At 46.9% G+C, this 14,983-nt stretch carries 15 protein-coding genes; 6 read left to right on the top strand and 9 right to left on the bottom strand.

From position 1 onward, the window contains the following. Positions 1-18 precede the first annotated feature (18 nt). Together AC3ITG_RS09675 and AC3ITG_RS09670 are read right to left on the bottom strand one after the other, a co-directional pair. Complete coding sequence (locus AC3ITG_RS09675) at positions 19-705, bottom strand: HAD hydrolase-like protein (RefSeq protein WP_163759324.1); 687 nt, start codon at positions 703-705, stop codon at positions 19-21. A 157-nt stretch (positions 706-862) separates the two neighbouring features. Beyond that, a complete protein-coding gene (locus tag AC3ITG_RS09670) occupies positions 863-1,834 on the bottom strand; it encodes a Gfo/Idh/MocA family protein (protein WP_489253579.1) in 972 nt (323 codons plus the stop codon). Between the two features lie 405 nt (positions 1,835-2,239). On the opposite strand from AC3ITG_RS09670, the gene AC3ITG_RS09665 reads away from it, so the two are divergent. The 4 genes from AC3ITG_RS09665 to AC3ITG_RS09650 all read left to right on the top strand — a co-directional run bounded on the left by AC3ITG_RS09665 (position 2,240) and on the right by AC3ITG_RS09650 (position 5,837). Continuing rightward, positions 2,240-3,871, top strand: a complete 1,632-nt coding sequence (locus AC3ITG_RS09665) for a thiamine pyrophosphate-binding protein (protein WP_489253578.1) — start codon at positions 2,240-2,242, stop codon at positions 3,869-3,871. 12 nt (positions 3,872-3,883) lie between these two features. Further along, entirely contained in the window at positions 3,884-4,252 is a 369-nt protein-coding gene (locus tag AC3ITG_RS09660) for a carboxymuconolactone decarboxylase family protein (RefSeq protein WP_489253577.1), read from the top strand. Positions 4,253-4,438: 186 nt separating this feature from the next. Beyond that, positions 4,439-4,789 carry a hypothetical protein gene (locus tag AC3ITG_RS09655; protein ID WP_413376986.1) on the top strand — a complete coding sequence of 117 codons (351 nt, stop codon included), beginning with the start codon at positions 4,439-4,441 and terminating at the stop codon, positions 4,787-4,789. Between the two features lie 55 nt (positions 4,790-4,844). Continuing rightward, a complete protein-coding gene (locus AC3ITG_RS09650; RefSeq protein ID WP_489253576.1) occupies positions 4,845-5,837 on the top strand; it encodes a 3-oxoacyl-[acyl-carrier-protein] synthase III C-terminal domain-containing protein in 993 nt (330 codons plus the stop codon). 219 nt (positions 5,838-6,056) lie between these two features. On the opposite strand, the gene AC3ITG_RS09645 is transcribed toward AC3ITG_RS09650, so the two are convergent. The 7 genes from AC3ITG_RS09645 to AC3ITG_RS09615 form a co-directional block, all read right to left on the bottom strand. Beyond that, positions 6,057-6,626: a manganese catalase family protein gene (locus tag AC3ITG_RS09645; protein WP_063564298.1), complete on the bottom strand. Its 570-nt coding sequence runs from the start codon at positions 6,624-6,626 to the stop codon at positions 6,057-6,059. A gap of 93 nt (positions 6,627-6,719) precedes the next feature. Then, the gene (locus AC3ITG_RS09640; protein ID WP_063564297.1) at positions 6,720-6,995 is read right to left on the bottom strand and encodes a spore coat protein CotJB; all 276 of its coding nucleotides are present in this window, start codon (positions 6,993-6,995) and stop codon (positions 6,720-6,722) included. After that, the gene (locus tag AC3ITG_RS09635; protein ID WP_413376981.1) at positions 6,985-7,224 is read right to left on the bottom strand and encodes a spore coat associated protein CotJA; all 240 of its coding nucleotides are present in this window, start codon (positions 7,222-7,224) and stop codon (positions 6,985-6,987) included. Before AC3ITG_RS09635 ends, AC3ITG_RS09640 begins: the two co-directional genes overlap by 11 nt. A gap of 225 nt (positions 7,225-7,449) precedes the next feature. Beyond that, positions 7,450-8,838, bottom strand: a complete 1,389-nt coding sequence (locus AC3ITG_RS09630) for a hemolysin family protein (protein WP_413379548.1) — start codon at positions 8,836-8,838, stop codon at positions 7,450-7,452. Positions 8,839-8,890: 52 nt separating this feature from the next. After that, entirely contained in the window at positions 8,891-10,027 is a 1,137-nt protein-coding gene (gene yfkAB / locus AC3ITG_RS09625) for a radical SAM/CxCxxxxC motif protein YfkAB (protein WP_413376979.1), read from the bottom strand. A 222-nt stretch (positions 10,028-10,249) separates the two neighbouring features. Next, on the bottom strand, positions 10,250-11,368 hold the full coding sequence (locus tag AC3ITG_RS09620; RefSeq protein ID WP_489253575.1) for an HD-GYP domain-containing protein: 1,119 nt from the start codon (positions 11,366-11,368) through the stop codon (positions 10,250-10,252). Positions 11,369-11,437: 69 nt separating this feature from the next. Further along, positions 11,438-12,868, bottom strand: coding sequence for a bifunctional metallophosphatase/5'-nucleotidase (locus AC3ITG_RS09615; RefSeq protein WP_489253574.1), 1,431 nt, complete (start codon positions 12,866-12,868; stop codon positions 11,438-11,440). A 119-nt stretch (positions 12,869-12,987) separates the two neighbouring features. Between AC3ITG_RS09615 and AC3ITG_RS09610 the strand changes: the two genes are divergently transcribed. Further along, positions 12,988-13,734 (top strand): molybdenum cofactor biosynthesis protein, encoded by a 747-nt coding sequence (locus tag AC3ITG_RS09610; protein ID WP_489253573.1) that lies wholly within the window; start codon positions 12,988-12,990, stop codon positions 13,732-13,734. 124 nt (positions 13,735-13,858) lie between these two features. After that, positions 13,859-14,908 carry an HD-GYP domain-containing protein gene (locus tag AC3ITG_RS09605; protein WP_489253572.1) on the top strand — a complete coding sequence of 350 codons (1,050 nt, stop codon included), beginning with the start codon at positions 13,859-13,861 and terminating at the stop codon, positions 14,906-14,908. Positions 14,909-14,983 lie beyond the last annotated feature (75 nt).

Genomic DNA, 14,983 nt, shown 5'->3' with positions numbered 1-14,983 from the left:
AGGGTGGTCAGTTTTTTTCTATTCGGCTTCCCGATATAAACGAAGCAGTTCCGTAAAATCAGAGATTAGTACATCTGATCCTGCAAGTTCTTCATCTCGTCCGAACCCTGCATAGGCACAGCCGATGACGGTCTGGTTGTTCATTTTACCTGCTTCCACATCGGAAGAGCGATCCCCGACCATCCATGCATCCTGAATCCGATGCTTCTCAAGCAGAATCTGAACCAAGTTAACTTTGGAAGGGGTCTTGTACTGTCCTGCACTATACACGCCTTCAAAGAGCGGCATGATCTCATGGGCAAAGGCCACACCTTTAACATAGTCCTCCAGCCCGTTGCTGGCAACAAACAACCGCACGCCCTGTTCTTTCAACGCTTCCAGCGTCTCTTTTACTTGTGGGTACAGCTGCGAGCTCCCTCCATCCAGCCCTTCAATCTCCAACTGAAGCAGCAGTTCGTCTGCACGTCGATGGGCTGCAACTGAAGCTTCGGGCATAACCACTTTCCATATATCTTCTAGTAACATCCCCAGGCTTCCCAGCATTCGTTCTTCAGGAGGAGTCTCTCCCTCAAAATGCCCTTCAGCCCGCAATGTATCAAACAGCTGATGATAGGCTGGCAACAACAGAGTTTCCGTCTGAAACAAAGTACCATCCATATCAAAAATCATTGCTTCCGGTTTACGCAATACCGTCTCTTTTGTCATGTCCAATGTTCCTTTCGGATTGGGATATGTATTCGGAATCGTTCCCCTTCCATGATAAACATAAACGTTTGGCAGTGTAAACCGCGCAATGTAAAACATCTGTGTCATCAAAGTTATACACAATCTACAACCTCTTCTAACTCAGTCCTTTTTGGGATCAGGATTGATCCGGATTACGCAGCGCTTCAAGGACAAGCTGTGCATGATAGCCATCGTGGAAATCGTATATTTTGGCAGGTTGGCCCTGAATACGAGCAATGACGTGTTTGAGTACAGGCAGCATGCTTAAGGATTCCTCTACTACGACGGGAACAAGCGGCTCCCCGACGCGTCCACTCCATAGTTGATCCCAGTTTTCCAAGGCAATCGTTCCTTCAGTACCGTAAACCACCATGGATACACGCTCTTCACCTGCAAAATGAGCAATCCCATTTAACTGAACTCGGGTTCCATCCTCCAGCTCCATCGCAGCCTGAACTTCATGTTCACATTCACCTGTATTTTGAGGAAATTGAACCTGACTGCTAATCACGCGGATAGCACCAAACACTTTTTGGATCATATGAATCCAGTGGATTCCCACTTCAAGAATAAATCCGCCCTGCTCGCGGCTGGTAATCCATGCATTTTGCTGCCACGCTCGTGGCCACAGAGGGAATTGCAGGATCAGATCGATTTTGCGAATCTCACCAATCGTTTCCTGACGGATCAACTCTTGCAACTTCACTACAGACGGTTCATGCGGCATGGAGAAATGAATTGCATGTACTACATCGGCCTTCTCGGCTGCCTCAAGCATTGCTCTAGCTTCCTCCACGCTGTTTGCCAGTGGCTTCTCACAAAATACATGAATCTTGCGCTTTAATGCATCCATAACGACCGGATAATGATATTTAGGTGGAACTGCAATGTACAGCAGATCAACCGGATGTGTGTCGAGCAATTGCTTGAAATCTGTATACGTCTTCGTCTCAGGATGAGAGGAAGCAAACAATGTCAAATTATCCTCACTGGAATCGCACACCGCTACAATCTCTACTTTTTCGGATAGTTCCGCCTCTGTTGCCTGATGAATCATATGTATTCCCATTTTGCCCAGTCCAATTACGGCCATTTTTATCGTTGTCATTCAATTCACTCCCATCGAATTTCAGTATAACAGAAAGCATAACATTGCCAATCCTTGCACGGATGCGAAATGGAAAGCACACGATTCTCATTGGATCCTCACAAAAAATCCATCACATTATACATTATTTTACATTTTATTCTATAAATCATGTTTATAGGTAATTTGTTTCAGGAATATATAACCAATTTATTTTCTCTTATGGGACAAGACATTAAGCGTTTCCAACCTAAGAATCAGGAGCTTATACTCATAAAAGCGGTTGACAAAAAACCACAAAAAAAGCTACGCTTCCTATTAACAAGGATTTATTTCCTTTTACAACCTTAGACAACGACATACACCCCAAAAATGGAACTTGACCTGTGGGTCCAAAAACCTATTTTGTGAAGCGAGGTGTCCCGCATGAGAACAGTTGCGGACTATTTGGCAGAATCTCTGCGTAATTTAGGCGTTACTCATGTCTTTGGTATTATCGGAAAATCCATATGTCCTGCTGTCCTGAAGATGGTCGATTACGGCTTGGAATTCATTCCAGGTCGCCATGAATCCAGTTCAGGCTTTGCCGCATCGGGCTATGCCCTTCAAACAGGGAAACTGGGTGTGGCCTTCGCCACTTCAGGTCCAGGCGGAACCAACTTGCTCACCGCCGCAGCCCATGCCAAAGCCAACAACTTGCCTGTCCTGTTTATTACGGGTCATCAATCCATTCAGGAATTGGGGCTTCCACAATGTCAGGACTCCTCTTCCTACTTGGCTGATTTGGCGGAGATGTTCCGTCCTGCCACCCTATTCAGCAAGCTGGTGGAGCGCGGTGATCATTTCAGCACCATATTGAATCACGCCCTTTCCATTGCACTCGGTCCCAACAAGGGTCCGGTCCATCTCTGTCTTCCGTTTGATGTACAAACCGAACAGCTCGCTGATTTCCGGGTTGTCATCCCGGAGCCAGAACCCCTGATTAGCGTATCCAACCTGAATCGTATCCTCCCCTTACTTCAACAGTCCAGTCATCCTTTAATTATTGCAGGCAAAGGCGTTAGTCGCGCCAGAGCCCATGATGAATTGCTCCATTTGGCCGAACATTTCAATATTCCTGTCATTACTTCTCCTGGAGGTAAAGGTGCCATTACCTGGGATCATCCCCTTTACCATGGGCCATGCGGTGTTGGCGGCTTCCCTCATGCAGATGAACTGCTCAATCAAAGTGATCTCTATATCGTATTCGGTTCACGTCTGAGTGATATGACGATCTGTAATTTGAAGCCTGTAAACCATCCTGCACATCTAATTCAATTCGACGCTGATCCTACATTCGTTGGTAAAATACTTAACGCTCAAACCTTACATATCACCGGCGACTTGAAGGACAACCTGCAGTTTTTGCTCGGTACACTGACAGAACAACCTGTTGTTCCAAGAGAAACGACAACTGTTGATTACACCGTACCTCTCCCGGATCTGCCAAACCTGTCCCTAGCTTCCGTGCTGGAAGAAATGAGTGAACTGCTTCCATATGATCATAAGCTGTTTGTGGATGATGGCAGTCATGGTTTTCATGCGGTTCAACGATATAAAGTCAAGAAACCCGGTAGCTTTGTGTTTGACGCCTATTTTGCCTGCATGGGCAATGCCATCGGCATGGCTATTGGGGCCAAGACTGCTGCACCGGAAGAAACCATTGTATGCATTACAGGTGACGGATGCTTCATGATGCTTGGAACTGAGATTAACACCGCTGTATGCAACAATTTGCCAGTCATCTTCATCGTCGTGAACAATAAACAGCTGGATATGGCACTGAAAGGCATGGAAAAAACAACAGGTCGAATCGATGGCACTTTATTTGAGGTTCCCGTGGATGCGGCAAAGTTTGCCGAGTCACTCGGTGCTGTTGCTTTTCGGGCAGAAACACGGGCTGAATTCACCTCAGCTCTCCAGGCCGCGCAGCAGCTGAACCAGGTTACTGTAATTGAGCTTCTTACCGATCGCGACGAGATCCCACCCACGGCTCACCGTACCGTGACTTTGAATTAGGAGGAACTTAGCATGAGTGAACACGTGACTCAGGGATTGGAGCGTTTTGCAAAGCTTTCCGGTGAATATGGTGCAAAAGCACTGGCACCGATTAAGGATCAGTTCCCCGAGCTCGCCGAGTTTATTATGGGAACAGCTTACGGGGATATTTTTCAGCGTACAACCATTACCGATCAATGGAAGGAAGTTGCGATTATCTCCTCACTGATCTCACAGGGGCAGTGTGAGCAGTTGGGGGTTCATTATACGATGGCGTTAAGTGTCGGTGTAACCGTGGATCAGCTCAAAGGAATTTTGCTGCATCTGGCACCTTGTGTTGGCGCTCCACGAATCATCAGTGCTTTTAATATATTGCTTGCTACACTGAATGAAATCCAATAATTCACTCTTCTACATTTTTATACACGATTCGACTTTTTTATTGATCTTATTACAGCTCTACCTTTATAATATGGTTAAATTATCCTCCGAATCCGACTACATCTCAGACACAGTCAGCGAGGGCCTCAAGGCCTATGTCTTGGTTAGCAGGATAGCCTTAACTCATTTAAAGGAGAGAGAACAATCATGGGAAGTTTTATACTGAAAACTGACGTTCCGAACAAGGTGTTAAACATTGAACTGGAGGGCTCTTTCTCTCAAGAAGATGGTTTACGTTCCATCTCGGCATATCAGGACACGATCGCTCCGATTAACACCAAGGAGTATCAGCTGAATATCGATTGCAAAAAGTTGAATGTTACCGCTCCGGAAATTGTGCCTCTTCTTGAGGGCTGCCTGCAGATGTTCAAAAAAGATGAATACAAAAAAGTGGTGTTGACGCTTGAGAATAATGCCATTCTGAAAATGCAGCTGTCCCGTCTTGGACGGTCTGTCGGACTGGAAAATCTTGAGATCATCTCCACGGTTACGACCTAATAAACCAGGCGGACAAGCATGAGGGTTCACCCATCCGCTCAGGAGGAGAATGAAGATGGCTGGAATTCGTATTGTAGATATCGATATCTATCATCCAACGAATAAGGTGGGCAATGACTTTTATATTGAACATTTTGATGCAAGAGGTGTAGATATTCGGGGATTGTTAAAGGCACTTGGGCGTGATACACGTTACAAAATTGACAACGATGATGAAAACTCACTAAGCATGGCCTTTGAGGCCGCCAGTAATCTGCTCGAAAAGACAGGACTTACCGGTGCTGATATCGATCTGATTGCTTATGCAAGTCAAACGCCGGAATACATCTTTCCTACGAATTCCTTAATGATTCATCGCCTGATTAACGGGGCATCCCATACGATCTGCATTGACAGCAATGCCAACTGTGCGGGCATGACCGCCGCCTTTGAACAAGTTAGCCGCCAGATGCTGGGCAATCCCAGAATTCGTCGCGCCTTGATTATCGGCTCTGATTACGTGGCTCCTCACGCCAGTCCGGACGATCCTGTATACTTCGCGAACTTTGGGGACGCAGCAGCAGCTGTCATTGTTGAACGGGACGAACAGGCTGTCGGTTTTATTGACTCGATCTATCAGACCGATACCTGTGTGTACGGCAATTCCCTCTTCCCAGCACAAGGTCTTGCAAAACTGGGCCAAACCGGTGTTGACGCAGGTGCCTTCCATGTAAAATTCATACCGTTTGATGATTCCATCTGTGTAGGTGCAGCCTCCGAATCAATTCGCACTCTGCTGAGTCGTAACGAGATCGGAACAGACGAGATCAAAGCCGCTTGTTTCTCCCAATTATCCATTGGCAATATACGTGCTGTATCCGAGAACATTGGCATTGGCGAAGATATTGCCGTCTACATCGGAGACGAGTTCGGGTACACCTCAACCAGCAGTCCATTTATTGCATTGCATCGAGCCATTACATCCGGCCAAATTCAGCGTGGTGATAAAGTGCTGTTCTGGACCGTCGGAGCTGGGTGGCAAAATGTTGCCATGGTCGTTGAATACTGAGAGCATGACACTAAACCCAAAAAACAGGGCAGTCTTTTTTTAATAAAAAAAGGCTTGCCCTGTTTTTTATTATTTTATATTTGAAATGATAACTTTTGCTGGATAACCCCCATTCCCATTACCTCAAAACCAATGAGCAGGATGCTCTGAACAATTCCTTTAATCGCAAAAACCGCTCCCTTGGCAGAGAACGGCAATGAGAATGATATGTTATCCTTTTCAGAAAATCTTCTTTGTCTCCCGATCATCCTTCAGAATCTCTACTGCCTCACGAAAACGCAAGGAATGCACAATCTCCCGTTCCCTTAGAAACTTGAGACTATCCTGTAGATCAACGTCATCCGTCAGATCGATCAACCACTGATATGTAGCCCGTGCCTTCTCTTCCGCTGCGATATCCTCGTACAAATCCGCGATAGGATCTCCCTTCGAGGCAATATAGGCTGCTGTAAATGGCACACCCGAAGAATTCGTATAGAACAAAGCAGAATCACGCTGTGCATAGTTCGGTCCAAGCCCCGCTGCTTCCAGTTGCTCCACAGTCGCATCTTTTGTCAATTTATATATCATCGTTGCAATCATTTCCAGGTGAGCGAATTCCTCCGTGCCTATGTCGTTCAACAGCCCGATAATCTTGTCCGGAATTGTATACCGCTGGTTCAAATACCGCAGGGCGGCCGCCAGTTCTCCATCTGCGCCTCCATACTGTTCCGCTAGCAATTTCGCCATATGAGGATCACATTTGCTGACCCGAACGGGATATTGCAATTTTTTCTCATACACCCACATGCAAATGCCTCCTCTTCTAAATCAAATCCAACCTGTTACGATCCCTCGAGCTCCCGGCCTGGAACAACTGCAAGGAAACTCGAGGCTTTTATCTCACACTTGCCAAGGCCATGGCGTCTGGGACCATTCCCACGGATATTTGGAGAAAGCATGCCCAAAGTTCATCAGCGGTCCGTACAATTGCTGAAACTCATGCGCCACCCTCATCCGCTCCTGGCTGAATTTGTTGTATTGCTCAATGCTCTGATAGTCGCCCGGGTGGGTGTCCAGATACAGATTCAGCTCAACCAATACAAAATCCAGGGCCTGAAGTTCCTCCAGCAGCTCATAGTATTTTGCATCGCAGGCTTTAGGTGCTTCAGGTTCCATCTGCTTCCACCTTCCTTCCCTTCGAGCTCGCAGGTGTATAAGGACTGTATAAAGCAGGCCACAACGTTCCAATTCTTAAGGCTTCAGCTGGACTGAACTGCGGCCAGCCCATCGGCTGAAATGGGATAAACAATTGCGGAGGAACCAGGTACGTCCGAATCGCCTTCGGTGGACATGGATCAAACGGCCCCACAAAAGGGGCGTAAGCACGAAGCTGCGGATCTGACACAGAACAACGCCTCCTTCATCACTGATTTGGTACATTCCACATCGCATCATTACAAGCTTTCATTTCCCGTCTCTATAACCATATGTCGCCGTCCCCCAAGTTAATCCCATATTTAGCGGAACGCAAAAAAAAAGACCTTCGAACGACTCACCCCGCTGGGCAGTGTCCAAAGGTCACTTCAATTAATATGGAGGCGATATGCATCGATGGTCAATTCATCAATACTCAGTCCCTGTTACGTTCACGATCATCAGCCTGCATCGAACCTTGTTCCTGTTCTCCTATCTCCACCTTATCTTCTTCAGAATCAGGTCGCTTATATACCTTCACTCGGGTAATTCGGAGACGGGTTGATTCTTCCACCTCAAAGACGTAACCGTTTTGCTCCCGTGTTTTGCCTTTGACCACGCTTCCTTCCAATTCCTTGAACAGCCAGCCGCCAATCGTATCGACTTCCTCATCCTCAATGACAGCTCCGGTCCATTCATGGACCTCTTCAATCAGGGAACGACCATCGATGGAAAAGGCTTCTCCACTGCGCTCCATATGTGGACGTTCGTCCTCAAACTCATCATACAGATCACCAACGATCTCTTCCAGAATCTCTTCGGCAGTTAGCAAACCGGCTGTACCGCCATATTCGTCGACCACCAGTGTCATCTGGGAGTGCTTTTTCTGCATCAGACGAAGTACATGACTAATCTCCATCGATTCAGGAACATTCAGAATCGGACGAACAAGCGCAGCCAGATCATGCTGCTGCTCTGGTTCAGCTAGAAGCAAATCGGTAATGTGGATAAATCCGATAATCTCATCCTTATCCTCAACAGCCACAGGGTAACGGGAATGCTTCGTTGCATTAATGATTTTCAGGTTTTCTGCCAGAGACATATGGGTATACAGACAGTCCATGTCCGTACGCGGCAGCATAATTTCACGTGCCAGCATATCCGAGAAATCAAAGATGTTATCCATCAGTTTGATTTCATCCTTATCGATGACACCACTCTTGGCACTTTGCTTCATCAAAATGCGAAGCTCATCTTCGGAATGGGCCTCCCCTTCGCTGGCGGGTTCAATGCCTGCCAAACGCAGCAGTGCATTGGCTGACGCGTTCAGTACCCAGATGAATGGGAAGAAAATTTTATAAAATAACAGCAATGGTGCCGATAGTAGCAAAGCCACTCTGTCTGTTTTTTGAATCGCCAGAGATTTGGGCGCAAGCTCACCCAGCACAATGTGTAAAAACGTAATGATACAGAAACCGATGATGACTGAAACCGTGGATATAAGTCCTGTATCCGCTACACCAAGCTTGAACATCAGAGGCTCGACCAGCAATTCGGAAATGGCTGGTTCACCGAGCCAACCAAGCCCCAGCGATGTCAGCGTAATTCCGAACTGGGTTGCCGATAGATAGGCATCCAATTTACCATTCACCTTCAGTGCATAACCAGCCAACTTATTCCCTTCACTCTGTAATTGAGTGAGGCGCGTTTGTCTAACTTTGACCAGAGAAAATTCCGCTGCGACAAATACGCCGTTCAAAAATACGAGCAGAAACACACAGACCAGATTAAATACTAACTGCCCGAGATGAAATTCGGTATGAATACCCAAGTCGAAACTCCCCTTTTCTATCTATTTCAGGAATACACCTGGAATATCAACGTGTAATTGCTTTTCTCGATTTGAAATCCACACCTTTATAATACATATCTGCCACCAGCAGATTCGGACCGCAGCAAGAAGCAGCATCACAATGACAGTTCACTGTCTGATTCAAAGGATGTTCCGCCGACCACTCATGGAATACGTCATCCAGCTTCCGGTCACGAATGTTGCCAAACGCCGGGATATCGGCAAAATCGGTAACATACACGTTTCCGGTGAACATGTTGACATTAACGCGGTTACGACCGTCGGGATCATTACGAACCGTCACTTTAGGCTCGCTATACAGACGGTTGATCAGTTCGCGATCCTGGTCTGCTGCACTGCATGCGAAGAACGGAAGTGTACCAAACAGCATCCACATATCCTTGTCACGCACATCCAACAAACGATGAATAGCCGCTCTCATATGATCAAGAGAAAGCACCGGCAGGGCAGAAGCAAAATTCGAATTATACATCGGATGCACTTCATGACGGACACAGCCCATCTCACGGATCAATTGATGAATGCCCTCAAGCTTGTCATGGGTACGGAAATTAATCATGGACTCCGCAGAGATAAACATGCCCGCTTCACTGAGTTTTTGGGAATTTTCAATCATTTTCTCATACATCTTCACCGCGACTTCCCGTTTTACAGGTCTACCACTGTTGGCAAACCCGACTTGGTGAAAGTCATCGGCATTCAGATAGTTGAATGAGATATGCATAACGTCCAGATAAGGCAGAAGCTGCTCGTACCGACGGTAATCCAGCGTCAGATTGGAGTTGATCTGGGAACGAATACCCCGTTCCTTGGCATATTTGAGGAGCGGAATGATCATCTCATCCACGGTCTTCTGGCTGAAGCTCGGCTCACCGCCCGTCAGACTGATCGTCTGAAGGTGCTCAACCTCATCCAGCCTTTTAAGCATCAAAGGTAGCGGAAGCGCAGGTGCTTCGCGCATCGTTAACATATCTCCTACCGCACAATGCTCGCAGCGCATATTGCACAGATGAGTCACGGTCATTTCTACACTGGTCAGCACATGGCGTCCATATGTACGCAAAGAGCCGATCGGATCCCAAGGATCATTAGTCGGCGATAAAGGCATCGGTTCTACCGATCCTGAGTTTAGCATGGTCATTGTTCCTCACCTTATTCCTTTTATTAACCTAAAAAGTTTTATTTACAACATACCCCGTCTTCAACTTTTGGAGTTATCTTTAATCATAGCACAATTTCCTGTGCTCTGGCATGAGCATGCTCTGTCCATTACATGACAAAAAACGCCCGCGTAATATCAGGCCGGCTCGGCCCTGATATTACGATATGAGCGTTGACCCATTCTCCATTTGACGTCAGGATATCAAAATAATTCGCCACGCGCTGCAGCTGGCGTAGCGTCTTCCACACCCTCAACGCCTGTAATCATAACAGACAACGCTGTAGCCAGATCGATCTCGTAAGGTGCACTTAATGTCTGTCCGTCTGCATCCTTGAGAACACGAATGCGTGGTCGTTGCGGAACGCGCGTATGGATGTCTGCAACAACCCCGACCTCCCCTGAACTCAGCGTGACGGAGATACCTAAGGGATAAATGGCTACGCAGTCACGGAATTTCTCCAGCATTCGCTGTTCATATAAAGTCCCTGAACCCGTGTATAATACTTCCACAGCTTGATGTGGCAGCAAAGCTTGTTTGTATACCCGATTGGTTGTCATCGCATCATACGAATCGGCAAGGGCCAGCCATTTGGCGTACTCATGAATCTCTTTGTCTTTCAAACCAAAAGGATAGCCGCTGCCATCAATCCGCTCATGGTGTTGTAATGCGCAATGTGCAGCAAGGAGCGGTATACCTGGTTCATCTTTGAGAATACGATGTCCATATGTAGTATGCTGCTGTATGATTTTAAATTCCTCATCGCTCAGTTTGGCAGGCTTGTGCAGAATTTCTGGGGCTATCTGTGTTTTTCCAATATCATGCAATAGAGCTCCTAGTCCAATCTCCATTAGCTGCTGCCGAGTATAGCCTGATGCCACACCAAGAACCAGCGTATACACACATACATTGAGAGAATGATTATACAGGTCAAAATCACTGGCGTTCATATCCATCAGCATAATCATCGCTTCTTTTTGACTGCCAATGTCCTCCAGAATCGTATTCATTAACCCGCTAAGTGCTTTTCCGAAGTGTGGGATTCGGCTTTTGGTTTTGAGACCCGACATACTCTGAAACTGCTGTTTGATCTCGACCAGCGCTCTGCGCCTGGTCTCTTCCTGCAGCATATCCGGAATGATGATATCCTCTGTTGCTGCATCCGAAATATACACATATCCAATCCCCAGGTCTTTCAGACGTCCAATCAACCGACTGGTCAGCTCCACTCCCTCACTGAGCAGAACCAAACCCTCTTCACTATAAATTCGTTTCCCCAGCTTCATGCCAGGCTGCAATAGGTTTATATGTACTAAACGCACAGCCTATCCTCTCCCGCTCCGTAGATGTAATTTCCACTAGCCGCCGCTTCAGCAGAAGGCAAGTACTTGTTAGATTTCATGCCAACGGGATCGCAGGCTGTCATCCAGCGCCCCAGGCCTCTTTAATTCCGTTTCGAGCAAGTCACGTATGAATTCAGGAAGTCGATACGATATATCCGTTCCAAGAGCCAGTGACGGATAACCTACGTTAAACGTAAACATGTCGAGTGTTCCTACCACATATTCATGTTCATCACGAATCGGCTCGCCGTCAATACATATGGCACGGATTTTCTCGTATGGAGGCGAATGGGGGTCATACTCCACAACCATTCCATCCATGCACAATGTTCCTAAAATATCCCCGCGAAATCCAAATCCGATAATCGGTTTACGTGAAAACTCTGACAACATGGACTGCTCCAGTGCCTCCCGAATCTGAATTCCATTCAAGCATATTGTACAGGCATTGATGGGAGATGGACATAGGGAATGTAACATTCCCTTCGTGATATTCCCCTGCGGGAGATCTGCAAGAAGCTGCCCGGCGTTAACAAGAGACAACTGCGCTCCAGTGAACTGACGAACTGCCTGGGCAAGCAATGACGCAAACGGAGACTCATGATCGTAATCAATGGTAAGCGTCCTGTCCGTAATAACGGCTGTTTGACCAAGCGTACGCTCGGCTTCCGTCCGGTGTGTATCTATAGCCAGCGATACGCTTTCTTTGAGCATCATGTTCTGGACCGGAAAACAGCCGCTGCTCACCAGTGTAAGTTCATTCGCTTCATATTCCCGCTCCAGTACCACCTTACCGAGCCACTGGCCAAACTTGCCTGCCGCTCCAAGCACCGTCTGACCAATGACTAATGGTTCTTCCAGTACATGATGTGTATGTCCACCCAGAATGACATCGATGCCCTGGATCTGTTCGGCCAATCTGCGATCTGTGGAAAACCCCAGATGAGACAAGATAACGACTACATCCACCTGAGCACGCAAAGCTTCAACCTGCTCACGCAGCGTTTCTACCGGGTCCAATACATCCCAGCCCAACAATTCATAAAAAGCGGTAAAGGGTGCTGTAGCACCAAGCAGACCGATGCGAAATGGCCCCTTCTCCAGAACGAGAGAGGATTTCATCCAGACTGGTGGCCGGCCCGTAGCCTGGTCCACAACATTTCCACATACAACAGGACACAAAAGTCCAGAGTAAGACTGACCCAGTTGTTCGGGTGTAAATGTTAGTCCTTCGTTGTTCCCGATCGTTATCGCATCATAACCGGTCAGATTAATGACATCCACGTTGGCCGCGCCCAGGGTACCCTCCGTCTCAACTGCCATCCGATCCATATGATCTCCGATATCCACTACCAGAAGTTCTCCAGTCTGTTCCCTCTCGTGTTCGATCATGGCGGCGATGGAGCTCATGGAGCCAAAATGACTATGGATGTCATTGGTGTGTAGAATCGTTAATGTTTGCGCCTTCTTGGTGCTCATCACACCGCCTCCCTCTTATCGTCGATAACGTACATCCTCTAATGGATAAGCATAACATTTTCCGCGTCGTTATGATATATTTATAGGGTTTAGAGATTAAAAAGAGGTGAGTTATTTCCATGAAATTAACAATTCAACTATTTGCAGGAATCGCTGAACGTTTGGGCACATCTCTGCTTGAATATGAATACCCCGGAACGGATCCAACTCCTGTGCAATTAAAAGAAAAACTGGGCCTTGCTTACCCTGAAGCGGCTGCTCAAATACGTGTTTCTTTTCTGGCAGTAAACCAGCAGTATGCTTCTGCCGATATTATAATCAAGGCCCATGATGAACTCGCCTTAATTCCCCCTGTATCGGGAGGAGATGGCACCCATTTGAATGGTGACGGACATCGTTATTCCCATCCTGAGCATCGTACAGATGACGGATTATTCCTGATCACCCAGTCCCCACTGTCCGTGGAAGCTACAACGGAGCTCGTCATCACTGCAAACCATGGAGCAGCCCTTACCTTTGTTGGCACCACCCGTGAAATGACTGGACAACAACGAACGGTTCATCTTGAATATGAGGCCTATGTACCTATGGCACTTTCTCAGATGGCAGCTATCGGTAGTGAAATCAATGAACGCTGGCCAGGCGTAAAATGTGCGATTAGCCATCGGATTGGGAAGGTAGACGTAGCAGAGATCAGCGTCGTTATTGCCGTTTCCTCCCCTCATCGCAGTGACTGTTATGACGCAAGCCGTTACGCGATTGAAAGACTCAAACAGAATGTACCCATCTGGAAAAAAGAAATATGGGAAGATGGTTCCGAGTGGAAAGGTCATCAACTAGGACCCTGGAACCCCACAGACAATTAATTAACTAGTCATTCGACCTGTTCGAGGGGTGACGAAATTAGTAAATAAGTCGTTGTCAACCCATTTTTTTCTTGTTATTATAATCATATGTGTCGATATTAGTCGAGGAAAAGGTGGTTTATACGTGAGAGTGCATGTTACTGATCTTAAAACTGGCGACCTGTTAAAAAAAGATGTGTACAACAGTTCGGGTCTCCACATGCTGATGAAAGGTTCCACACTCAGCGACGATGATATTGCCAAGCTGCTGCAGCACGGAATCGATTACGCAGATGTAGAGCATACAACATCTGACCTACACTCTGATGCACAAACCTTACCTTCCGATCAAACCCGTCTGTTAACTAACCTGTTTAACGATACGATCAAAGGTACAGAATCTCTATTTGAACAAGCGATGGAGAAGGGTTTTATTGATGAGACTCAGGTCGATGAGATTTTGATAACCCTAACGGGACAGCTTGAAAAACAAAAGGACGTTGTCTCCTTGCTGCTGATGCTTGACGGGGATAACGACTATACCTACAACCATTCCTTACAAGTCGGAATGCTTGCTTTTTATATCGCCGGCTGGATGGGCTACAGCCCTGAAGAATGTCTGACCGTAGCCAAAGCAGGATATCTTCACGATATCGGCAAGTCCAAGATTCCTTCTGAAATGTTACATAAGCCGGGAAAATTAACGCCCGAAGAATTCGAGGAAATGAAGAAACATACGTTATATGGTTATGAGATTGTCAAAGAGTCCACTCAGGACGAGATCCTTGCAACCGTTGCCCTCCAGCATCATGAGCGCGAGGATGGAAGTGGCTACCCTTACGGACTGAAAGGCGACGAGATTCATCCATTTGCCCGTATAACGGCTGTAGCCGATGTGTACAGCGCGATGACGACCACTCGGGTGTATCAGACCAAGCAGGAACTAATCTCCGTGCTATGCGAATTGTACAGCCTCAGCTTCGGTCAGTTGAATGCTGAAGTTACGCAGGAACTCATCAAACACATGCTACCCAATTTTATTGGCAAAAGGGTTCTGCTCACGACCGGCGAAACCGGTCTGATTGTTTTGAACAACCCTGCGGATTACTTCCGCCCACTCGTTCAGACCTCTACAGCCTTTATTGATTTAGTGAAGGAAAGAGATGTAGCTATCGTTGAAATTTATATCCAGTAAGCATTAGCATTCAGGTATGTGCAGCAGCAGTTAGAATAACCCAAATTCAAGAGAACATCTTACACGTTTACATTG

This window comes from Paenibacillus sp. GL_099_B, from assembly GCF_057835695.1.
This window is presented reverse-complemented; position numbering and strand designations above follow the sequence as displayed.

Bases quoted from the DNA above. Each gene is read 5' to 3' on its own strand.
- AC3ITG_RS09675 (WP_163759324.1), bottom strand. From the start codon at position 705: ATGACAAAAGAGACGGTATTGCGTAAACCGGAAGCAATGATTTTTGAT.
- AC3ITG_RS09670 (WP_489253579.1), bottom strand. From the start codon at position 1,834: ATGACAACGATAAAAATGGCCGTAATTGGACTGGGCAAAATGGGAATA.
- AC3ITG_RS09665 (WP_489253578.1), top strand. From the start codon at position 2,240: ATGAGAACAGTTGCGGACTATTTGGCAGAATCTCTGCGTAATTTAGGC.
- AC3ITG_RS09660 (WP_489253577.1), top strand. From the start codon at position 3,884: ATGAGTGAACACGTGACTCAGGGATTGGAGCGTTTTGCAAAGCTTTCC.
- AC3ITG_RS09655 (WP_413376986.1), top strand. From the start codon at position 4,439: ATGGGAAGTTTTATACTGAAAACTGACGTTCCGAACAAGGTGTTAAAC.
- AC3ITG_RS09650 (WP_489253576.1), top strand. From the start codon at position 4,845: ATGGCTGGAATTCGTATTGTAGATATCGATATCTATCATCCAACGAAT.
- AC3ITG_RS09645 (WP_063564298.1), bottom strand. From the start codon at position 6,626: ATGTGGGTGTATGAGAAAAAATTGCAATATCCCGTTCGGGTCAGCAAA.
- AC3ITG_RS09640 (WP_063564297.1), bottom strand. From the start codon at position 6,995: ATGGAACCTGAAGCACCTAAAGCCTGCGATGCAAAATACTATGAGCTG.
- yfkAB (WP_413376979.1), bottom strand. From the start codon at position 10,027: ATGACCATGCTAAACTCAGGATCGGTAGAACCGATGCCTTTATCGCCG.
- AC3ITG_RS09615 (WP_489253574.1), bottom strand. From the start codon at position 12,868: ATGAGCACCAAGAAGGCGCAAACATTAACGATTCTACACACCAATGAC.
- AC3ITG_RS09610 (WP_489253573.1), top strand. From the start codon at position 12,988: ATGAAATTAACAATTCAACTATTTGCAGGAATCGCTGAACGTTTGGGC.